General features: G+C 38.3%; 19 protein-coding genes and 1 pseudogene. 10 read left to right on the forward strand and 10 right to left on the reverse strand.

The genetic code is table 11. From position 1 onward, the window contains the following. Window positions 1-105: 105 nt before the first annotated feature. Window positions 106-798 (forward strand): 5'-methylthioadenosine/S-adenosylhomocysteine nucleosidase, encoded by a 693-nt coding sequence (gene mtnN, locus OO7_RS13615; protein WP_008916507.1) that lies wholly within the window; start codon window positions 106-108, stop codon window positions 796-798. Between the two features lie 115 nt (window positions 799-913). Then, window positions 914-1,743 (forward strand): annotated as a pseudogene (btuF, locus tag OO7_RS13620) (vitamin B12 ABC transporter substrate-binding protein BtuF). Between the two features lie 187 nt (window positions 1,744-1,930). Here the strand turns inward: btuF and erpA are convergent. Then, window positions 1,931-2,275, reverse strand: a complete 345-nt coding sequence (gene erpA / locus OO7_RS13625) for an iron-sulfur cluster insertion protein ErpA (protein ID WP_008916508.1) — start codon at window positions 2,273-2,275, stop codon at window positions 1,931-1,933. A gap of 337 nt (window positions 2,276-2,612) precedes the next feature. Here erpA and hemL point away from each other — a divergent pair, with 337 nt between their 5' ends. Further along, on the forward strand, window positions 2,613-3,905 hold the full coding sequence (hemL, locus tag OO7_RS13630; protein WP_008916509.1) for a glutamate-1-semialdehyde 2,1-aminomutase: 1,293 nt from the start codon (window positions 2,613-2,615) through the stop codon (window positions 3,903-3,905). Window positions 3,906-3,976: 71 nt separating this feature from the next. Here the strand turns inward: hemL and mrcB are convergent, their stop codons facing one another. Beyond that, the gene (mrcB, locus tag OO7_RS13635) at window positions 3,977-6,514 is read right to left on the reverse strand and encodes a bifunctional glycosyl transferase/transpeptidase (protein WP_008916510.1); all 2,538 of its coding nucleotides are present in this window, start codon (window positions 6,512-6,514) and stop codon (window positions 3,977-3,979) included. Window positions 6,515-6,743: 229 nt separating this feature from the next. Next, window positions 6,744-9,230 carry an ATP-dependent helicase HrpB gene (hrpB, locus tag OO7_RS13640; protein WP_008916511.1) on the reverse strand — a complete coding sequence of 829 codons (2,487 nt, stop codon included), beginning with the start codon at window positions 9,228-9,230 and terminating at the stop codon, window positions 6,744-6,746. 111 nt (window positions 9,231-9,341) lie between these two features. Between hrpB and sfsA the strand changes: the two genes are divergently transcribed. The 7 genes from sfsA (at window position 9,342) to panD (ending at window position 15,453) form a co-directional block, all read left to right on the forward strand. Then, complete coding sequence (gene sfsA, locus OO7_RS13645; protein ID WP_008916512.1) at window positions 9,342-10,052, forward strand: DNA/RNA nuclease SfsA; 711 nt, start codon at window positions 9,342-9,344, stop codon at window positions 10,050-10,052. Window positions 10,053-10,247: 195 nt separating this feature from the next. Further along, window positions 10,248-10,703 carry an RNA polymerase-binding protein DksA gene (dksA, locus tag OO7_RS13650; RefSeq protein ID WP_008916513.1) on the forward strand — a complete coding sequence of 152 codons (456 nt, stop codon included), beginning with the start codon at window positions 10,248-10,250 and terminating at the stop codon, window positions 10,701-10,703. A gap of 557 nt (window positions 10,704-11,260) precedes the next feature. Beyond that, window positions 11,261-12,748 carry a polynucleotide adenylyltransferase PcnB gene (gene pcnB, locus OO7_RS13655; RefSeq protein WP_008916514.1) on the forward strand — a complete coding sequence of 496 codons (1,488 nt, stop codon included), beginning with the start codon at window positions 11,261-11,263 and terminating at the stop codon, window positions 12,746-12,748. Between the two features lie 10 nt (window positions 12,749-12,758). Next, the gene (gene folK / locus OO7_RS13660) at window positions 12,759-13,250 is read left to right on the forward strand and encodes a 2-amino-4-hydroxy-6-hydroxymethyldihydropteridine diphosphokinase (RefSeq protein ID WP_008916515.1); all 492 of its coding nucleotides are present in this window, start codon (window positions 12,759-12,761) and stop codon (window positions 13,248-13,250) included. A gap of 58 nt (window positions 13,251-13,308) precedes the next feature. Continuing rightward, a complete protein-coding gene (panB, locus tag OO7_RS13665; RefSeq protein WP_008916516.1) occupies window positions 13,309-14,100 on the forward strand; it encodes a 3-methyl-2-oxobutanoate hydroxymethyltransferase in 792 nt (263 codons plus the stop codon). Between the two features lie 60 nt (window positions 14,101-14,160). Further along, window positions 14,161-15,024, forward strand: coding sequence for a pantoate--beta-alanine ligase (panC, locus tag OO7_RS13670; RefSeq protein WP_008916517.1), 864 nt, complete (start codon window positions 14,161-14,163; stop codon window positions 15,022-15,024). 48 nt (window positions 15,025-15,072) lie between these two features. Next, window positions 15,073-15,453 (forward strand): aspartate 1-decarboxylase, encoded by a 381-nt coding sequence (gene panD, locus OO7_RS13675; RefSeq protein WP_043892918.1) that lies wholly within the window; start codon window positions 15,073-15,075, stop codon window positions 15,451-15,453. Window positions 15,454-15,512: 59 nt separating this feature from the next. Here the strand turns inward: panD and OO7_RS13680 are convergent, their stop codons facing one another. From OO7_RS13680 to OO7_RS13705, 7 genes are all read right to left on the reverse strand, one after another. Then, entirely contained in the window at window positions 15,513-16,550 is a 1,038-nt protein-coding gene (locus tag OO7_RS13680) for a fimbrial protein (protein WP_008916519.1), read from the reverse strand. A 15-nt stretch (window positions 16,551-16,565) separates the two neighbouring features. Then, complete coding sequence (locus OO7_RS17265; RefSeq protein ID WP_336431218.1) at window positions 16,566-17,495, reverse strand: fimbria/pilus outer membrane usher protein; 930 nt, start codon at window positions 17,493-17,495, stop codon at window positions 16,566-16,568. Then, on the reverse strand, window positions 17,486-19,060 hold the full coding sequence (locus OO7_RS13685; RefSeq protein ID WP_008916521.1) for a fimbria/pilus outer membrane usher protein: 1,575 nt from the start codon (window positions 19,058-19,060) through the stop codon (window positions 17,486-17,488). The genes OO7_RS17265 and OO7_RS13685 overlap by 10 nt, the downstream gene beginning before the upstream one ends. A 28-nt stretch (window positions 19,061-19,088) precedes the next feature. Then, the gene (locus tag OO7_RS13690; protein WP_236620656.1) at window positions 19,089-19,763 is read right to left on the reverse strand and encodes a fimbrial biogenesis chaperone; all 675 of its coding nucleotides are present in this window, start codon (window positions 19,761-19,763) and stop codon (window positions 19,089-19,091) included. A gap of 63 nt (window positions 19,764-19,826) precedes the next feature. Continuing rightward, window positions 19,827-20,393 (reverse strand): fimbrial protein, encoded by a 567-nt coding sequence (locus OO7_RS13695; RefSeq protein WP_008916523.1) that lies wholly within the window; start codon window positions 20,391-20,393, stop codon window positions 19,827-19,829. An 841-nt stretch (window positions 20,394-21,234) separates the two neighbouring features. Continuing rightward, window positions 21,235-22,005, reverse strand: coding sequence for an ABC transporter permease (locus tag OO7_RS13700; RefSeq protein WP_008916524.1), 771 nt, complete (start codon window positions 22,003-22,005; stop codon window positions 21,235-21,237). Next, window positions 22,002-22,943: an ABC transporter ATP-binding protein gene (locus OO7_RS13705; RefSeq protein WP_008916525.1), complete on the reverse strand. Its 942-nt coding sequence runs from the start codon at window positions 22,941-22,943 to the stop codon at window positions 22,002-22,004. Before OO7_RS13705 ends, OO7_RS13700 begins: the two co-directional genes overlap by 4 nt. Window positions 22,944-23,069: the final 126 nt, after the last annotated feature.

The following is a 23,069-nucleotide window of genomic DNA, read 5'->3' on the forward strand; positions in this document are numbered from 1 at the left end:
TTCGACTAAAAATAGGGGGAAAGGTACAGACATTATGCAGTTCAATGCTACACTTTGAATATCTCAATCTTAACTGATTAATTAACCAACTGAGAGTGTGACATAATGAAAGTGGGTATCATAGGCGCCATGGAGCAAGAAGTTGCTATCCTGCGTGAACAAATTGAAAACTGTCAAACTTTGAGCCGTGCAGGTTGCGAAATTTATACTGGAAAAATCAATGGTGTTGATGTCGCACTATTGAAATCAGGAATTGGTAAAGTCGCCGCTGCTGTCGGAACAACATTGTTACTTGAACTATTCAAACCTGATGTTGTGATTAATACAGGATCTGCTGGCGGCTTAGATCCGCGCCTTAATGTCGGTGATATTGTTGTCTCTACCGAAGTACGCTATCACGATGTTGATGTGACTGCTTTTGGCTATGAACCGGGACAAATGGCGCAATGCCCACCTGCTTTTATCGCTGATCCGAACCTTATTTCACTCGCAGAAAAATGCATTAAGCAGCTTGATATGAATGCTGTCCGTGGTTTGATATGTAGCGGTGATGCATTTATTAATGGCGCAGAACCTTTAGCTCGCATTAAAAAGATGTTCCCGCATGTTGCAGCTGTTGAAATGGAAGCAACGGCAATTGGTCAAGTTTGCCAACAATTTCAAACACCTTTTGTTGTTGTGCGCGCGATTTCTGATGTTGCAGATAAAGAATCTCATACTAGTTTTGATGAGTTCTTACCTGTTGCTGCACGCCAATCTTCAATCATGATTAGCGCCATCTTAGCTGAACTCGCTTAAGTAACATGAATTGACCTATTAAGGCATTAATAACATCTGTTATTGATGCCTTTTCTATTTATTGATTACCTTAATTAACGAAAATACGACCAAATATTGTTTGGAATAAATAAAGATGAAATGGATCACTAATCACTTTCAAGCACTCTTGCTATTAGTGTGTTTTTTATTCAATGCACAGGCTATTGCAGAGCCTAAACAGCGCGTCATTAGCTTGTCGCCTGCTAATACAGAATTGGCTTATGCTGCAGGGCTTGGAGAGAGTTTAATTGCAGTTAGTGCTTATTCAGATTATCCACCTCAAGCACAACAAATTGAACAAATTGCTGACTGGCAAGGTTTAAATGTTGAGCGGATCATCGCGCTAAAACCAGATCTGATCTTAGCTTGGCGAGGCGGTAATCCGCAGCGCCCACTAGATCAACTCGCCTCTTTGGGATTTCCAGTCGTTTATTTCGACCCAGATACCGTTGATTCAGTGATTGATGCTCTGGAACAATTAAAAATATTTAGTCCACACCCTGAAATTGCTGAGAAAAATATACTTTCTATGCGCGAGCAATTAAAACATCTACAACAATTAAATACCAAACAGGGTAATAAGAAAAAAAGGTGTTTATTCAATTAGGTACGCATCCGTTATTCAGTGCAGGCAACAATACGCTACAAAATAGCTTAGTTTCATTATGTGGTGGAGAAAATATCTTTGAAAAGAGTACCGTGCCTTGGCCACAAGTTAGTCGTGAACAAGTTTTAGCTAGAAAACCGGATGTTATTGTGATGACAGGCAGTATTGAACAGGAAAAAGTTGTAGAACAGTTTTGGCAATCACAACTTTCTGTGCCAATTATACGTCTAAATGAAGATTGGTTTCACCGCGCCGGACCAAGAGTGCTGTTAGCCGCGCAATCTTTATGTGAGCAACTGAATTCAGATAATAAATAGAAGAAAAGTTAGCCGAAAAGAATGTGATATTGGGATACTAATTAGTAATAATTATGATGATTGAATTGATTACTTACCAATAATAATTAACCACTTTAATCTGAAGGCACAAGGAGGGGAAAACCACGCTTTTATCCCGCTTTGTCAACAACCTCAAAGAGGGGAAAATCCCCTCTTTTATCAGAAATTAAACACTGAATGAAGAACCACAACCACAAGTTGATTTTGCATTAGGGTTGGTCACCACAAAACGTGAGCCTTCTAATCCTTCAGTATAATCAACACTACCGCCCACTAAATATTGTAGGCTCATAGGATCAACAACCAAAGCAACACCTTGCTTTTCAATTGTCATATCACCTTCGTTAATTTGGTCATCAAAGGTAAAGCCGTATTGGAAACCGCTGCACCCACCACCAGTGATATAAACACGCAGACGCAGATTCGGATTATCTTCATCAGAGACTAAGTCTTTTACTTTAATTGCTGCCGCATCAGTAAACTGCAACGGCAGAGCTGCATCATCACTCATTTTTAACTCCATACCGATCAAGCGGTAAATTCAGCGTAAGCAAGCAGCCTACTCAGATCAATTACCTTAATTATCCGCCAGCTTATCCATTGATTCAAGTGCTGTAACACATTTCCACACTTTTAAGCATGTTAAAAGGAATTGCTCAAACGATTTTCAAGCCTGTTTTATGTCAAACTCTTTGAAAAGATAAAAATTTCGAGTAAGCCAATTTCCAAGAGCAATAATAAAGATAGTAAGCGCGTCAATGAATGTCATTTGGTTTAATTGGTTCAGTGATTTAGAATAACAAGATTATTTTACGTAGACTAATATCGCCTTTTTTCAGGAGCCTTGCATGAGCCACTCTTTAGACCTATACAATGAAGCACAACAGCTTATTCCTGGTGGTGTCAATTCACCCGTTCGCGCTTTTAATGGCGTTGGTGGTACACCACTCTTTATTGAACGTGCTGATGGCGCTTATATTTATGATGTCGATGGTAAAGCTTACATTGATTATGTCGGTTCTTGGGGCCCAATGGTTCTCGGCCATAATCATCCTGCTATCCGTGATGCCGTAATTAAAGCCGTAAATAAAGGTTTAAGCTTTGGAGCCCCCACTGCCGCTGAAGTGGAGATGGCGAAATTAGTTTGTGAACTGATCCCATCTATTGACATGATACGCATGGTGAACTCGGGCACAGAAGCCACTATGAGTGCAATCCGCCTTGCTCGTGGCTATACAGGGCGTGATAAGATCATTAAATTCGAAGGCTGTTATCATGGTCATGCTGATTGCTTGCTAGTCAAAGCAGGTTCAGGTGCTTTAACCATGGGAGAACCAAACTCGCCGGGCGTGCCTGAAGACTTTGTTAAACATACTTTAACTTGCACTTATAACGACCTCACATCTGTTCGCCAAGCATTTGAAAATTACCCTGAAGATATTGCTTGTGTCATCGTCGAACCTGTCGCAGGTAATATGAATTGCGTGCCACCAACTGCTGAATTTTTACCGGGTTTACGCGATTTATGTGATGAGTTCGGTGCTTTACTTATCATTGACGAAGTGATGACAGGATTCCGTGTCGCGTTAGGCGGCGCTCAAGATTACTATGATGTGCAACCCGATTTAACCTGCTTAGGTAAAATTATTGGTGGTGGTATGCCTGTTGGTGCATTTGGTGGCCGCCATGAAGTAATGGAAAAATTAGCGCCTCTAGGTCCTGTTTACCAAGCAGGAACATTATCAGGCAACCCAGTCGCAATGGCAGCAGGTCTTGCTTGCCTCAATGAAGTTTCACAACCGGGCGTGCATTCCCGTCTTAATGAACTGACAACCAAATTAGCGCATGGTTTAAGACGCGTATCAAAAGAGCAAGGCATTCCAATGGTGATTAACCATGTTGGTGGTATGTTTGGTATTTTCTTTACTGATGCAAAAWGTGTGACTTGCTACCAAGATGTGATGAATTGCGATGTCGAACGTTTTAAAACCTTTTTCCACTTGATGTTAGAACAAGGTATTTACCTTGCACCAGCCGCATTTGAAGCTGGATTTATGTCTATCGCACATAGTGATGAAAATATTGATAAAACAATTGAAGCGGCTGAAATTGCACTTGCTAAAATCAAAGCCGCTCAATAAGTTATTTAATTAACCATAGATTCGATTAACAGTCACTGCCCGATAAAACTCATTATCGGGCAGTTTAGCCATTAGTTTTTACTGCCAAACATCTCTTTTACCCATTCAGGTGCATCACTTTCAGTTTCTTGCTGAGAATGATTATTTAAATCCCAAACAGGTTCTTGGTTAGCTGAACTTTGACATAACGCTTGCGGATTATCTGTCCAGATAGGTAATAAACGACCACCACCGAAATCAGAACAGTTAAATTGCCCATCAGGCATCACTTTCATCTCAACAATCCCTTCAGGTGCTCGATTCATCAATGCTAACGGTGCTTGGTTATCCAAATAACGTTGGTACACTCTTAGCGCACCCGTTGACCCTGTTAATTGCGTTGGGCCATTATTGTCTCGGCCAATCCACACAATAGCAACTTCCTTGCCATCAATACCGGCATACCAGCTATCACGCAAATCGTTGGTTGTTCCGGTTTTACCTGCAAGATGATATTTACCATATTTAGACAGTAAAACTCGCCCTGTTCCTTGCTGTACAACTTGTTGCATTCCATACAGTGTTAAATAGGCCGCTTGTGACGGAACAGCTCGCTCCGCTGATGGGAAACTTTGGTAAATTTCCTGATCATCACCATCGATAACGGAACGTAATGCCGATAGTTTTGCTCTATTTCCTTCGCCACCAATGGTTTGATAAATTTGTGCCACTTCAGCTGGCGTAAGGTTAATAGCACCTAATAACATTGCTGGCACTTTCTCTATCGCAGATGCTGGCGCACCTAAACGCACAAAGATATTGACGATTTGGTCAAGACCAACATCTAAACCTAGATTTACAGTTGGAACGTTTTGTGACCTTGCTAATGCATCAATCAGCAACATACCACCCGTAAAATTACGACTATAGTTTCTTGGGCTCCAAGTTTGGTTTCCAACTTTAACAGACAAGGGTTCATCTTTTAACCAAGTGTTTAAACGGAAACGATCTGGTTCGTTAAGTGCGGCTAAATAAACTGGGGGTTTTGCTAATGAACCAATATTGCGACGTGCATTTAATGCGCGGTTAAAGCCTGAGAACTGTGGTTGTGAGCCACCAACCATCGCGCGGACTTCACCATTGATGCGGTCGACAACCACCATCGCCCCTTCAATATCATCAAGATTTCTATCTTTACGCAACTGAGCAACACCTGATTCAATCGCTATTTCAGCAGCCGTTTGTGAGATAGGATCAAGTGTAGTGAAAATTTTTGCGCCCGATAAATCTTTGACTTTATCGCCTAATCTTTCATTAAGTTCTTGGCGTACCATCTGCATAAAAGCAGGTTGGGAGGCAACTAACCCTTCTTTCGTTTTTACGCCTAAAGGGCGCGCACTAAGCACTTCATAAAGTTCTTTATCAATGACTTTACGAGTTTCAAGGATCTTCAACACAATATTACGGCGTTTAGTGGCATTTTTTGGCTTAGTCCAAGGATTAAAAGTTGAAGCGCCTTGAACCATACCAACTAATAGTGCCTGCTGATCGAGACTCAATTCATTAATTGGTCGACCAAAATAATACAAACTCGCTAACGGGAAACCGCGAATTTCATCATTGCCATTTTGTCCTAAATACACTTCGTTAAGATACAATTCCAAAATACGTTCTTTGCTGTAATTGTAATCCAGCAATACTGCCATTATTGCTTCATTAGCTTTACGCTTTAATGTTCGCTCATTGGTTAAAAAGAGGTTTTTGACCAATTGCTGTGTCAGGGTACTTCCCCCTTGAACTGATCTTCCCGCGGATAAGTTAGCAACAATAGCACGTCCAATAGAATAAAGGCTAACCCCATCATGTTGGTAGAAATCACGATCTTCTGTTTCTATTAAGATTTTCACTAATGACTCAGGGAAATCAGCAAGTGGCAGAACTAAACGTTGTTCATTATTTGCTGATTGCATCATGGTGATAAGTTTCGGGTCTAATCGGAAGAAACCAAATGAACGCCCCGTTTCAAGGTTTTCAATTTTGCTGAGCATGCCGCGATCAAACACCATACGGGCTGAAATTGGACCTTCTTTTTGGTCAGGAAAATTAAATGGTCGACGCAAGATATCAATCGTATTACCTTTCACTGAAAACTCACCTGAATTCGTGATTTTAGTGACTTTTCGATACTGCATACCTTCTAATAAGCGCACCATTTCAGCTTGGCTGTAATCCATACCGGGTTCTAAGTTTACCATTCGGCCATAAACAGCCGCAGGTAAATCCCAAACCTTGCCATCAAGGCGTTCTTTAATTTGTTGATTTAAATAAAAAGCATAAGCGGCTAACAATACGGCAAAGACAATAAAGATTTTGACCAATAGCCAAAACCAACGCCATTTACTTTTAGGACTACGGTTTTTGTTACTCTTTTTATTTGATTGGCGCTTTTTAGCCATTAGCTCATTCTCTTCATCATCGAGGTTTTGCTCGTCAATATCATCATTATCAAAAAGCTCGTCATCATACTCTTCATAATCATCACGTTCTCTACGTCGACGTGAATTAGGTTTTTTCTTTTGCTTTACCGGCTTTTTACGTCTACCGATAGGTTCTAAATCTTTACCTGACATGGTCACTCCATATCACATTCAAACTTGGTTTGGTTAACTTTAACTCTCAACACTGTCTTAAAACATCAGATTATTGACAGAATAAAGCCATTCATTATGCCCTATGACTTAGTTCAAAGCTCATGTTATCGCATTTCTGACATGAGACAAAAATACTTGGGGCAACAATATTTATCAATTTTAAATTGAGTACATTATTTTAATATACAATTAGTTACATAACTCTACATTAGCGTTTATCTGATTTTGTCGACAACATAGCTTTCTTTGTTTGGCTGGTTGGCTGTGTATTTACGGGGTCATCAGGCCACAAGTGTTTTGGATAACGGCCTTTCATCTCTTTTTGTATTTCCCTGTAGCTTCCTTGCCAAAATACGCCGAGATCTTGAGTTATCTGTAAAGGGCGCATTGCAGGGGACAATAAAGATAAAGTAACAGTGACTTTTCCTTGTGCAACTGTTGGGTTTTGATTTTCACCGTACATCTCTTGCATCCGAATTTCAATTAATGGCGGTTTATCTAAAAAATAGTGAATACTAACTTTCTTACCTGAGCCGGATAAATAATGTGTTGGCAAAACCGTATTTAACCACTGGTTTTGCTCCCAACTTAAACGGTGAGTCAGTAATTCCGCTAAATTAATTGATTGTAATTGCTGGCGATGCGTAATGTTATCTAAATAAGGTGCTAACCATAATTCTAGTGAATCTAACAAGCTATCATCATCTACATTTGGTAATAAAACATCGGGAAACCATTGTTGTGCAAGCTGGCAGCGGATACGTAACTGTTCTGCCGACTCACTCCAATCTAAACTGGATAACCCATTTTGGCGCAACCAATATAATAGAGCTTGTTTTATCTGCTTTTTATCTGGATTGCTCCATCTTTCTGACTGAATCACTAATTGCCCGCAAAGCACTCTCCGCCAAGCAATTAATGTTCCTTTTTGCTCATCCCATTCGACCATTTCTTGTAGGGAAAACAACTCAGGACAACAAACACGTAACTCTTCAATTTTAAAAGGTAATGCTAAAGTTATTCTTGCATCTGCGGATGATTCAGGTTGCCAAAGCTCAGGTGCAATCAGCCATGGCGTTTCAACTAAACTGTCAGATTCATCTAATACTGCGCCTAAACCATTTGAAAGTTGATAACGATATTGGTTATCACGGCTTTTAGCAATACGGTCAGGAAATCCCGCAGCTAATAAGGTTGGCAACCACTTACTGACCAAATCGATTTGTTGGTTAACTATTTCACTTATTGCATGTGCATTAATTTTTTGTCCGCAAAGAATTGAAGCACGCAGACACCAATTTGCTGTAGGTTTTTCTAAATAGTTACGAAGGTCACTATGACCTCGACGAGGTGGTTCTTCTAATATTGCCACGAGTAAAGCGGCTAATTTGATAATATTCGTATTTTGGCTTTGCTGAGCGTGTTGTAAAACAGCGGCAGTCCGCACTGAACTCCCCGTTTCCGCCATTGACCGACCAAAAGTGGTTAACTGCCCTTGTGTATCAATCGCGCCTAACTGAGAAAGTAATTTTTTGGCCGCTAACACAGCAGAATTAGGGGGCATATCAAGCCATTGAAGCTGTGTCACATCTTGGCAGCCCCATTGTCGCAATGATAACCAAAGAGAACTTAAATCACTGTGTAAAATTTCAGCTTCACTATATTGCATTGCACGTTGTGCTTGCTCTTGACTCAATAAATGCCAACACACACCTTCTTCAAGCCTTCCTGCACGACCAGCACGTTGCACCATTGATGCCTGACTAATCCGCTGTTTTACCAATTTAGTTAACCCTGATTTAGGATTAAACATTCCCACGCGCTCAAACCCACTATCAACAACCAAACGAATTCCTTCAATGGTTAAGCTAGTTTCAGCAATATTGGTTGCTAAAACAACTTTACGTTTTCCTGTAGGAGCAGGTTGTATTGCTTGTTGTTGCTCTTTGATGGACAACGCGCCATATAATGGGCATAAAAGTATGTCCTCACTAACCATCGGGGCTAATTCAGAGCGTGTTTTTTCAATTTCACTCACCCCTGGCAGAAATAATAATAAAGAACCTTTTTCTTGTGACAACAACTGATAAACCGCATTAGCCACTTCTTTATGAAATAATTTATGGCCATTGATAGGATGGAAAGCGCGAGTAACAGGATAAGTTCGCCCTTCAGAAATAATCACGGGAGCATCAGGAAAGAGTGAATTCAGCCCTTGGTCATCTAATGTTGCTGACATTAAAAGAATTTTTAAATCATCACGCAATGCTTGCTGCACATCTAGTAATAATGCCAATCCCAAATCAGCTTGTAAGCTACGTTCATGAAATTCATCAAGAATAATTAAACCAATACCTTCCAACATAGGGTCATTTTGTAACATACGTGTTAACACACCTTCGGTTACCACTTCAATGCGTGTATGTGAGCTGATTTTACTTTCAGAACGCATCCGTAACCCAATAGTTTTCCCAACCTCTTCACCAAGTTGGTCAGCCAAACGCATTGCTACCGTCCTTGCCGCAATACGTCGAGGTTCTAGCATAATGATTCGCCCTTGGATCACACCACTTTTAAGAATAACTAATGGTAATCCTGTTGATTTACCCGCCCCCGTTGGCGCAAGTAATAGAACTTGTGGTGAGCTTTCTAAAGCTGAGAGTAAGGAATCACTAACATCATAAATAGGTAACACGTGGATAAAACTCCATGAATTTTAACTTTTTCTAATAAATATTTTTATAAACATATTGTTATAAACAATGTAGCATTGCTGTCTATTACTGGATGTTTATGCGGAGAAACAATGAAGTTTAATCCCCCACTACAATCAGGCACTCTCATCAAACGTTATAAACGCTTTCTTGCTGACATCATAACGTCAAATGGTGAAACAATAACAATTCATTGCGCAAATACAGGTGCAATGACAGGTTGCGCAAATCCGGGTGATACAATTTGGTACTCCACATCTGATAACCCAAAGCGAAAATACCCACATAGTTGGGAAGTGACACAAACAGCACAAGGCCATCTCATTTGTGTCAACACGTTACGAGCTAACCAAATTATTGCTGAAGCTTTGCTGGAGCAAGACATTCCAGAATTATCTGAATATACTATCATCAAACCTGAAGTTAAATATGGTACAGAAAATAGCCGTATTGATTTTTTTCTTTCCGGTGAGTCCTTAGTTGATTGTTTTATTGAAGTAAAATCGGTCACTCTGTTAGAAAATAATCACGGTTATTTCCCTGATGCTGTAACGCAAAGAGGACAAAAACATTTACGCGAGCTAACAACAATTGCTAAAGAAGGAAAAAGAGCCATACTGTTGTTTGCTGTTTTACATACGGGTATTCATGAGGTATCTGTCGCGGCACATATAGACAAAAATTATGCAAAATTGTTAAATGAAGCAGTTGAAAATGGCGTTGAAATTCTCTGTTATCAAACAGATATAACAGAGAGAAAAATGCTATTGGGTAGAAAAATTCCGTTTATCTTTGTGAGATAATGTTAGTTTAATTGGTAAGTAAAGAGAGGATGCTTGAGTTCTGGGGGCTTAAAAAGGAACAAACACGCGCGCCTTCACAGCATTACAAAACTCTTGCATGAATGATTGCCAAGACGGCTCTCTTCTGCTATTTATAGCGACCTTATTTTTCCCCTTTGGGGTTTTTGTGAAATTTGCGTGTGTAGGAGAAGCATTATGCAAGAAGGGCAAAAACGTAAGACATCGTCCTTAAGCATTCTCGCCATTGCCGGGGTTGAGCCCTATCATGAAAAGGCTGGCGAAGAGTACATGAACGAAGCCCAGCTGGCTCATTTTAAACTCATTCTCGAAGCATGGCGCAATCAACTCAGGGATGAAGTCGACCGGACAGTTACTCATATGCAAGATGAGGCAGCTAACTTTCCAGACCCTGTTGATAGAGCAGCTCAGGAAGAAGAGTTCAGTCTTGAATTACGCAACCGCGACCGTGAGCGTAAGTTAATTAAGAAGATTGAAAAAACATTGAAGAAAGTCGAAGAAGAGGATTTTGGCTTCTGTGAATCTTGTGGAGTGGAAATTGGTATCCGTCGTTTGGAAGCCCGCCCTACAGCTGATTTATGTATCGACTGTAAAACATTAGCAGAAATTCGCGAAAAGCAAATGGCTGGCTAAAATACAAAAAGATCCTTAACGGCGCGCCATTGCGCCGCTAAGGTCTTAAACAAACAAATGATTCATATTAATAAATGCCACTTCTTATTACCTACTTACCTGCAAAAAGTTTATCCTATTTTTCGACTTAGCCGCTCATTAACTCTATTCATAATAACTCTATTCATAATTTTTTGTGTTAAAGGGCGCTTTATTGATGAAAATATTTCATAACAGGCTTAATATTCATGTCTTCATTAAGAGCTGCTATCGTCGAGCTGACTACATATCAATAAACAATAATAGCAATCAATTAATTAGGAAATTTACGACTTGTGAATGACCACAATAATGAATTAAAAACGTTCAGTCACAATGAAACAATTCTGATGGTATTATTAACACCATCTATGATTGAATGTGACTTTTATGCGTTTAGCCATTCTCAAAGAAAGTTCAGTAGGCTATGATTAGCCGCTTATTTTGTTTAATGAATATTCGTAATAACATCGAGGTGTACTATTTTTAACCGAGTAGCAAATTTCTGCCGTAATATTTTATCACGAAATGACAAAGATATGCGTGACACTCAGGCAGCCGGTGAAAGGCCAGTCACTCACTCTGCATCGACAGAAAGTCATTATCTAGAGCAGAATGCGAAACAAACGAAAAATACGGTTCGTCAATCCAAACGTGCCGACATTCAGGCAGAGAAAACAGAGACAATGACGACCGGAACAGATGAAAAGATCACAATCATCCCACGTTCAGAACATAATATTTCACGAAATGATATCAGTGATAATGCGCTGAAGGTATTGTATCGACTGAATAAAGGTGGCTATGAAGCTTACCTCGTCGGTGGTGGTGTTCGTGATTTATTATTAGGTAAAAAACCAAAAGACTTTGATATCACGACAAATGCGACTCCCGAGCAGATCAGAAAACTATTTCGCAATTGCCGTTTAGTTGGTCGCAGATTCCGTCTAGCACATATCATGTTTGGACCAGAAGTGATTGAAGTCGCTACTTTCCGTGGACATCATGATCAAAGTATCACTGAAGATAAAAACCTGTCACAACAAGCCCAAAACGGCATGTTACTCCGTGATAATATTTTCGGTTCAATTGAAGAAGATGCTATTCGCCGTGATTTCACAGTAAACAGCTTGTATTACAACATTGATGATTTCTCTGTTCGTGATTATGTCGACGGTTTAAAAGATCTCAAAGATGGGATCATTCGTTTAATTGGCGATCCGGAAACGCGATATCGTGAAGATCCCGTCAGAATGTTACGTGCGGTGCGCTTTGCGTGTAAGCTTGATATGCGCATTGAGCCAAAAACGGCACAGCCAATTAAGCAATTAGCGCCACTTTTAAGAGAAATTCCATCAGCAAGACTGTTTGAAGAATCACTAAAATTACTTCAAGCAGGACAAGGTTATGCAACCTATAAAATGCTGAAAGAGTACCACTTATTTGAACAACTCTTTCCCACAATCAGTATCCGATTCACGCTAAATAATGACTCGCCAATGGAGAAAATCATTGAGCAAGTCCTGAAAAATACTGATTTTAGACTCAAAAATGAACGACCTGTCAATCCCGCTTTCTTATTTGCAGCAATGTTATGGTATCCCGTAACAGAACATGCAGAGAAGCTTTCTCAAGAAGGTGGTCTTGCTTATTATGACGCATTTGCTTTAGCAATGAATGATATTCTAGACGATCAATGTCGGTCTATTGCCATACCTAAACGCATTACTACAACCATGCGCGATATTTGGCAGTTACAGTTACGCCTTCCGCGTAGGCAGGGTCGTCGTGCGAGTAAGTTAATGGAACATCAAAAATTCCGTGCTGCTTTTGATTTGCTAGAACTTCGCGCTAATGTTGAGCGCAGAACTGAGCTACAAGAACTCGCAACTTGGTGGGATGATTACCAAAGAGCAAATAATACTCAGCAACGTGAAATGATTGCTGAACTGGGTAGTTCACCTGTACGTAAACGCCACCGCCCTCGTAAACCATCACATGCCGCGCGTAAGCCGAATAAATCTTAGGAGCTAAAGAATGGAGCAGGTTTATATCGCTATTGGTAGTAATCTTGGTGATCCGCTAAAACAAGCACAGCAAGCTATTGAAGCATTGAATGAGATCCCCAAAAGCAAAGTGAGCAAAACCTCTTCAATCTATCGCACTAAACCTTTAGGTCCACAAGATCAAAATGATTTTCTCAATCTTGCCGTGTTACTTGAAACCGAGCTTGAACCAGAAGAATTGCTTGACCATACTCAAAGGATTGAGCTTGAGCTAGGTCGAGTACGCAAAGCTGAACGCTGGGGCCCTAGAACACTTGATCTTGATATTATGCTGTTTGGAGATCGTGTTATTAGCACCCCGCGATTAACCGTGCCACATTATGGATTAAAAGAGCGGGAATTTATGCTATATCCGCTCAATGACATTGCTCCTCACCTTATTTTTCCTGATGGTGAGCCACTTGCACAAAGGCTCACTCAGGTTCCACGTAATGGTCTCACTTTTTGGGATACAACCGCTTAATCACTGAAATTTTCGCCAGTAAATACTCCTTGTGAGATCATTTCCGGAGGTTATTACAATGAAACCAATTTCTCTGTCAGTTTTAGCTCAATGCAAAAAAAACAAGCATAAATTTGCAACGATCACTGCCTATGATGCCAGCTTTGCGCAATTATTTGCTGAGCAAGGTATCCAAGTGATGCTGGTTGGTGATTCACTTGGTATGACCATTCAAGGCGAAACTAGCACCCTTCCTGTCACTGTTGAACAAATTGCTTATCACACGCGCTGCGTTCGTAAAGGTGCACCTAACGCCTTTATCATTGCTGATATGCCTTTTATGAGTTATGCAACACCTGAGCAAGCTTGTGCTAATGCCGCTATCTTGATGCAAGCCGGCGCAAATATGGTCAAAGTTGAAGGTGGTCGTTGGCTAGTTGAAACAGTAAAAATGCTTTGTGAGCGCTCTGTGCCTGTTTGCGGCCACCTCGGATTGACACCACAAGCCGTAAATGTGCTAGGTGGCTATAAAGTACAAGGCCGCGATGAAGCAACAGCAACTCAATTAACACAAGATGCGTTAGCCTTAGAACAGGCAGGAATTCAGTTGTTAGTGCTTGAATGTGTTCCAACTTCTCTTGCTCATCATATTACTGAGAAATTATCACTTCCCGTCATTGGTATTGGTGCAGGTAAAGAAACAGATGGGCAAATTCTTGTCATGCATGATGCGCTAGGGATCACAGCTCGACCGCCGAAATTCGCCAAAAATTTWCTTGCTCAAGCTGGAAATATTAATGATGCGATCGGCATGTATATCCAAGAAGTTGAAGATGGTATCTACCCAAGCGAAGCCCATTCATTTGAATGATCTAACAATTATTTAAAATTAATAAACAACTATTTAGGCTCAATAAAAAGGAACATATTTATGCTTATCATTGAAACAGCTCCTATACTTCGCCGCGAGATCCGTCGCTGGAAGCTGGATGGCAAACGTATTGCCCTCGTGCCGACAATGGGAAATTTACATGATGGGCACTTAACGCTGATTGATGAAGCAAAACAACAAGCTGATATTGTGATTGTCAGTATTTTTGTTAATCCAATGCAGTTTGATCGTCAATCTGATTTAGCTAATTACCCACGCACGTTGCAAGAAGATTGTGAGAAACTCAAACGTCGTGATGTTAATCTTGTGTTTGCACCTTCAGCAAAAGAATTTTATCCCGAAGGGATGGAAAAACAGACGTTTGTCGAAGTTCCGGAACTATCATCAATCCTAGAAGGCGCAAGTCGCCCAGGGCATTTCCGTGGCGTTGCAACTGTTGTGACCAAATTATTTAATTTAGTCCAACCCGATTTAGCTTTCTTTGGCGAAAAAGATTTTCAACAATTAAGTTTAATTCGCAAAATGGTTGATGATCTTTCTTTCGATATTCAAATAGTTGCAGTTCCGACTATTCGTGCAAAAAATGGATTGGCGTTAAGTTCACGGAATAATAATCTGTCAGCAAATGAACTGAAAATTGCCCCCCAATTATTCAATATTATGCAGCAAGCGGGTGAAAAATTAGCTTCTTCACCTGAGACTGCGGATACACTTATTCAAGAAATGAATATATCTTTGCGCGAAGCGGGCTTCACACCTGATGAACTTTTTATCCGAGATGCACGAACACTTGCCTCATTGACGCCATCTAGCCAGAAAGCCGTGATCCTGATGGCCGCATGGTTAGGCCAAACACGTCTTATTGACAATTTACAAGTTGACCTATCGCCAACTTCAGCTTAAAAAATAGGGTCAATACTTACCCACAATAAACACGGGCAAACTGCAATGATATTTAGAAAAATGTTACAAGGTAAGCTACACCGGGTCAAAGTAACACAAGCAGACCTTCACTATGAAGGGTCTTGTGCAATTGATCAGGATTTTATGGATGCTGCGGGTATTCTTGAATATGAAGCAATCGATATTTATAACGTCGATAATGGTGAACGTTTTTCAACGTATGCTATTGCAGGGGAAAGAGGTTCGAAAATTATTTCTGTCAATGGTGCAGCTGCACGCCGCGCTGCTGTTGGCGATAAGCTAATTATTTGCTCTTACATTAGTATGAGTGAAGATGATGCTCGTCACCATCGCCCTAAAGTCGCTTATTTCGACGATGATAATGTCATGAGTCGTATTGCAAAGGCCGTTCCTGTTCAAGTCGCCTAATACAAACCCTTGGTAATTCGAGTTGCAGTAAAATCAATGCAACTCGAATTATTTTTATATTAATTAAACTGTACAACGAAGTTTGCCTCTGCGTTCAATTTACCCGCTTTTATTTCTGGATTATAACGATAATATTCTGCTATTAACGGCACAGGAGTTGAGCCCGTATCTAAATCAGCTAACCTTACAAACTCTTGATTAACTAATACTTCATTATTATTTCCAGGTAATTTCACAATAAATCCGACACCACTCGCATTGTCATTTTGACCTTCATTAGTTGTCTTAATGACCGATTCTTTTCCGTTATAACTTGTAGTGTTAGCCGCTTGAAGTTTGATTTTGGCAGAGACCTTACCTGTACAATCAATAACTAAATCATTACTTTTAGAATAATTAGATGTTGGTGAACCGATTGCTGGCAATTCAGTGGTTGATATACGCGGCAATTCGAATTCCAAATCAGTATTCGTCAGCGAACACGATGTTGGGGCGCTAACCACTTTTCCAGCTAACTGATATGTATAGCCGATTCGTGTGGAACCGCCACCCGATTGATAAGGATTGATTAATATAGCACCAATAATATCACTGTAAAAAGTTGTCGACTTAGGATTATCTATCGCTGCATAAAGAATAACAGTTGCATCAATAGGCATTAAGTCACCTTCAGGGACAGGTAATGGTTGCCCTGATACCTTAAATGATTGCCCTGTAGTATTATCAATTAATACATAGGCAAAATTATCATTACCACGTGGCATAACGTGATAGGCAGGATGTCCATTAATATCACCATAATATCGCGAATTCGCAACGGTACTTTCACTGTATGTTGTATAAGCATAGACTTGCGAGTCAGCATCACATATTGCAACACCACCTTGACCGCCTTGCCTTCTAAAAGTATATCGGCCTAACTCTTGATTCTTTTTAATAAAGCCACTTAATTTTAAATCAACAAAAGCTTCCATTGTTGAATGCTTTAAACGCCCGTTTTCAACACAATTTTGTGCAGCAAAAGCATATCCCCCGGTCATTAAAATCAATATGGCACTCAGAACTAATGCAAAACTTTTATTTTTATATTTTTTCATGATGATAATTCCTTTCTAACGGCAATCAGAGTTAAGCATATAGAGCCCGTTTGTTGGTTGGATATTTTCAATGTTGTAATCCACCACACAGGTTTCATGAACGCCTTCATTTTTCCAATTGATATTAATTTTGCCTTTAGGTTTATTCGCCACTAAATACAATGTATTAAAGTTAGAGACGAGATGACTCTGCTCATCTTCAGTTATTGCCTTCGCCCCAACGGGGATCTCATTCATTGTCACGTGACGTAATTTAAACAATAATTTGTATCCCTTTTTAGCATCAAAATCTGCCAATATAAGTGCACCTTTAGTAGGAATTACATTATTGATAATGTTATTTTCAATTTCAGTGTCTTCTGGGATTGTTTTGGTATCAATTGCTAATGTATTTTTGCGATAAGGTGAAATACTCGGCACAATAGCTAATCCCGCTGAGTTAGTTTCAACTGAATGCCCATTAACAACACCAATACCTTGTGCATCTTTTGTCACAATTAGTGCGCTTGTATCTTGAATTGAAGGTGCAAATACGCCTCCATATTGTGTTCCAACAAATGCACCACTAATCCCATAATTTAAATTTTTACGGTCATCATTATAAGCATATCCAGCATTCACAATGGCGTATGGAGAACGATAGCTACTACTTATCCCGCCAGAATAACCCACATCTTTATTACCATAACTTTGATAAATATCCCAAAATCCTCTATCGGTGGAACCATAGTTACCACTTAAACGAGCAGTTTGTAATACACGATGTTGGTTATCTGTTGATGCAGCATAATTTACATACATGGAACGATCGAAAATATTTATCGGTACGCTCATATTTAAACTTAAATTATATGAGCTCTTGTTACTATTTTGGTACTGATCGCCCTTAGAATAAGTGTAATAAACGCTGTATGTGATACGATCAATATTGCTATTCACGCCCACATTATAAGATGCCTTTTACTACCACTCGCATATTCATATACAACGGAGTTTAAGTTTATTGAACTGGATGTATTGAAAATAGGTTGAGTCAACGAAACGGTATATTCATTTTTTAACTTATCGTAGCTACCTCTATAATTTTCATCATAAGAATATGCATCATCAATATTCAAAAAGTTGCTATCAAAATGACGAAAACCAGCTACAGAAACACTGGTATCGGTCATTTCGATACGTTTTGAATAGTTAACTCTAAAAGCATTTCCACTGAGTGTTTTATTGCTATCTACTTTAGCTCGAGAATGAACGATATCAGTCGTAACTGCCCCATAGCTGCCTAAGTTAAAACCGGTACCAACAGCATAAGCTTGATAATCTTCAGCGTATAAAATTCCACTAAAGATTGTCATGTAATTAGTCAGTCCATAATAAGATTCAAATTGGCTAACATAATTCCCATCACCTTTATTATGACTATCATATTTCCCCGTAGATAAACTATATCTGATACTGCCTTTTCTTTCTAAAAAGGCAATTGAGGAGAAAGGAACGATGAAATTAACTTCACTACCATTTGATTCTTGTACATTGACATAAAGGTTACCGCCATTGCTCATTGGATAATAATCAGTGATTTCAAATGGACCCGCAGGCACATTTTTCTTATAAATCACCTGATCATTCTGAACAATAGTGACAATTGATTCCGAGTTAGCAATCCCGTTGACGCTAGGTGCATATTGGGTCAGATCATAAGGTTCCATTTGCCGATCTGTCGCTAATTTAGCACCTTTTAATTTAAACGAGTCAAACAGTTGCGAACTGGTATATAGATTCCCTAGTGTTAGCTCACTTTTTATTGAATTAATATTTCTTGATACCGTATTACTGATGTTATTCCATTTATTCTTATCATATGAATTATTCATCCATGTCGAATAATTACGGTATCGCCATGCGCCTATATTTAATTTTGTTTGAATATTCCCAAAATAGCTATCATCAACTTTACCATGACTATAATTATTAAATGCTGAGAAAGAATAATTAACAAAAATAGCCGGAATACCATTGTCCCATTGTTCCTCTTCTAACTTTCTAATTCTTTGCGAATCAATCATTGATTGAGGAACGGTGAGTGAATAAATTTTAGTATTTAAATCAAGGTACTGACTCATATATTTAATGCTATTTATATTCACGCAATCTTGGTCAGTATTTAAGTTCGAGTCTAAATCAATACCAAAATTTTGCCACTCCGTATAGCTAAAACATGGTGTGAGCTGTTTAGCTGATTTTGGATCGGGCATCATCACAAAATTAATATCTTTGGTTAAAATTAAATTATTATTAATATAAAATTTTACGTAATATTTCCCTGGTGCTAGATCATTTTCTCTAAAAACATCTAAATCTTCGTTAGTTAATTGAGTATCAGTTCCCTCAATTCTTAATAAACTTGGTGGGTAATAGTCTGCAGACTTCATTTCACATGAAAATGAAGCAAATAAAATAGCCACAAAAATGGGAGAAAGCGGGTACTTTTTATGATTAAAGCGATTCATAAGCCCTGACTCTTCTTTTATAATATCATTATTTTATAAGGTAATTGATGTCTAATCCTTTGCCATAATCGTTAATGTAACTCAAAGAAACTTTATTCGCATTGCCTACGGATTTAGGCAAATTAATTGCTGTATCAGAATAGGGTTCCAAATAACTTGGCGCCTCAATCTCTTTTTCATTGATTTTTAACTTTGCAATATTGACATAATAAGGTGTTGGATTAACAACTTTGACGCCATTTGCTAAGCGTGACCAATTTAGCTTATTCATCGAACTAACAATTTGTTGATCTTCTAATGTGCTTGGACGATAAATTAATTTAATTTTATTTGTCATGGAATAACGTAAAACGTTATCTAGGTCTTCACTGCTTGGCGCAACAAATTTCACATTTAACCAATATAATGTTTCTCTATCACTTGGTAAGGCTGCAATTTTAGTAATTTGAATTGTGTTCTTTTGTTCAGATCTTAACTTCAATAATGGTGGCGTTGCTGCAAAATCTTGCGTGACCTTCCCATTTTTATCTTCAATCCAAGATTGAAGTAAATAATTCCTATTTTTATCGGTATTAAATGCAACAACACCTTCACTTTTATCTTTTTCATGATAAATAATTCGAGTTGTTTCTAATCCGAACCCCGCATAACAGGGAGAAATAGAGATAAAAAATAAAGATAAAGCAGGTACTATTTTTCTCATGAGCATAATAATCCCCTTGGGAAAAGTAACGCAGATTAAATACAATTAACCTGCGCTATAATCTTATTTATAGGTAATTTTATAGTTTACAGTTGCATCTGCTTGACCCGCTTCAACAGTGCCGCCTGTTTTCACATATTTCGCTATAAATGAACCTTCCCACTGAGAACTAAATCCAGGGACATTAATATCTTCCGTTTTACTACCATTAACGACAATTGGATTTGTTTGATCATCTTCATAATAAACACGGATGCCAACATTTTTAGCAACGCCTGCATTTCCTTTATTATCAAGTTCTAGAATAGTATTATCATTAGCACTAGCATTACCAATTAATTGAAGTGATACTTTCCCTTGATCAGGGCAATCAATTAGTGCAATTTTTAATTTACCGTCACCGCCAGTACCACCAACTTCATCATTACTTTCAAATTCACTTGTTGCAAAACGTCCCATTTTTACTTCTGCATTTGGTGAATTAGCATCATTAATATTAATAGTACAAGTTGCGTTATAAATAAGGCCTTTAAATGTAATTGTACCTGTTTGTTCTTCAGCTACAGCAGAAAAAGCTAATGAAGAAGCAATAATGGCCATAAGGATTTTTTGTGTTGGTAATTTTCTCATCTACACACCTTCATATTATTCAAAGTAATTAACAAAAATTTAAACAAAGAACTATTTATGAAACACTCCAGCCATTAAATAATTCCGTAAAAAAATTTAGCGTTCTAGATTATTTAAATTGACACATAAAAAATTACACATAATAAAAATGTGCCATAAAGAAATTAAAAACTAATTCAGTTGTCTTGCTAAGTTGTCATAAATAATTATAGCCGAAAAAAACAGTAATAAGCCAAGAGAGATCTTTCAAAACGTAAATGAACAATCTAAAAAAGATAATCAAAAAATCATATAACAGATTGTTATTTAAGAAAAATTTTTATTGATATAGATCAATAAAAAAACAATCGAAAATAGCGTGAAAAAAGATAAATATAATCAGTGTGTTACAAAGGAACTTTCATCTATACAAAGATAAAATATTTCTTATCTTTTGCATCATTAATTTACACTTTTATTTGGTATCCATAATTTTAGTTATAAAAAACATTGATTATCAATGCATTACATTGACAATCAATAATAACAAATAAAAAAACATAAAAAAAATCGAAGTGAAAATATTCCTTAAGAACAATATATTTATATTGTTGGCAATACGTATATTATTAATATATCAATACGGTATTTCTCTTATTTTCAGGAATTTTATTTGCGATATTTATCTATTTTGCGTTATAAATCACTTATAGAAAAAGGAGTAATAATATATTAACAAAAACAAAACTAAGTAATATTACTTATTTATATATTTATACTTCTTCTGATATTTAGCGATAAAAAAACTCACCGTAAAGGTGAGTTCAGAACGGTGAGTTTTTATTAATACCATCATGTTAGATTAACTTCTTAAACCACGACCTTGTTCAATCAAGTACCAAGTTAATACATAAAAGACAATTAAGAAGATCATCAAGACGCCTAATGTCACGGCAATTGACACATCTGCTATGCCTAAAAATCCATACCTAAAACCACTTATCATATAAACAATCGGGTTTAGTTTTGATACCGCTTGCCAAAATGGCGGTAACAGGGTGAGAGAATAAAATACCCCCCCTAAATATGTTAATGGCGTTAGAATAAAAGTTGGCACGATGCTGATATCATCGAACGATTTGGCAAATATCGCATTCAATAGCCCAGCAAGCGAGAAGACAATAGAAGTTAATAATAGAGTGACAACGACCATTGTCCAAGAATGGACTTGTAAGGGAATAAAAAATAGCGACACAATTGTCACTAATAAGCCCACTAAAATACCGCGAGCAACACCTCCTCCCACAAAACCAGCGATAATGACATGAGTAGGAACCGGTGCAACAAGTAACTCTTCAATATTTTTCTGGAATTTAGATCCAAAGAATGAAGAGCAAACATTAGCATAAGAGTTAGTTATCACCGACATCATAATCAAACCGGGCACAATAAATTGCATATAATCTACGCCGCCCATATCGCCAATTCTTGAACCAATTAAATTACCAAAAATAATAAAATAGAGAGACATGGTAATTACTGGCGGCAATAATGTTTGTACCCAAATTCGGGTGAACCGGGTTATTTCTTTTATCCAAATAGTTTTGAGCGCAACCCAATAAAGCGTGATCATTGTGCAGCCTCCGAATGAGTAGACTCATTCTCTTTTCTGACTAAATTAACAAATAGCTCTTCCAACCTGTTGGCTTTATTACGCATACTGATAATTTCAATACCTTGCTCATTAAATTGGCTAAATACACCATTTAGCCCTTGTTCTCTTTTTACATCGACTTCTAATGTAGACGTATCAATTAAACGCGATGTATAGCCTTTCAATTCAGGAATAGGATTTTTTGCAGCAAGATCAAAGATGAAAGTTTCTGACTCTAATTGACCCAGTAGCTGTTTCATACTGGTATTTTCAACTAATTCACCATGTTGAATAATACCGATATTACGACAAAGCATTTCTGCTTCTTCAAGATAATGCGTCGTCAAAATAATTGTTGTTCCCTGTGAGTTTAATTTTTTCAAAAATATCCACATTGAGCGGCGTAATTCAATATCAACCCCCGCAGTAGGCTCATCCAGAATTAATAATTTTGGTTCATGCATTAAAGCACGCGCAATCATTAGGCGTCTTTTCATTCCCCCCGATAAATTACGTGCTCGCTCATCTCTTTTTTCCCATAAATCTAGCTGAGAAAGATACGTTTTTGCTCGCTGATGCGCTAGATCACGAGGAACACCATAATAGCCCGCTTGATTGAGTACAATTTGTAACACGGTTTCAAAAGGGTTAAAGTTAAACTCCTGAGGCACTAATCCCAATTGCTGTTTAGCTAACACGACTTGTTTATCTAAATCGTAGCCAAACACTTTGACCGAACCACTGGTTTTATTCACTAGCGAGCTGATAATCCCTATCGTGGTCGATTTGCCCGCACCATTAGGACCCAGCAATGCATAGAAATCACCATCTTCAACTTTTAAATCAATTCCTCGTAAGGCTTTCATGCCACCAGCGTATGTTTTGGTGAGCTTTGATAACTCAAGTGCATATGTCATACGTTAAAAATACCTTTATTCTTGCCATGGTTTAAGAGCAATATAGTGACTATGATGCCACTTTTTTTGGGGGGTTGTTATGCAGAAAAGAGAAAATCGGTTGATATTTACTGATCCAACTGGCTA

Source organism: Providencia sneebia DSM 19967, from assembly GCF_000314895.2.
Taxonomy (GTDB): Bacteria; Pseudomonadota; Gammaproteobacteria; order Enterobacterales; family Enterobacteriaceae; genus Providencia; species Providencia sneebia.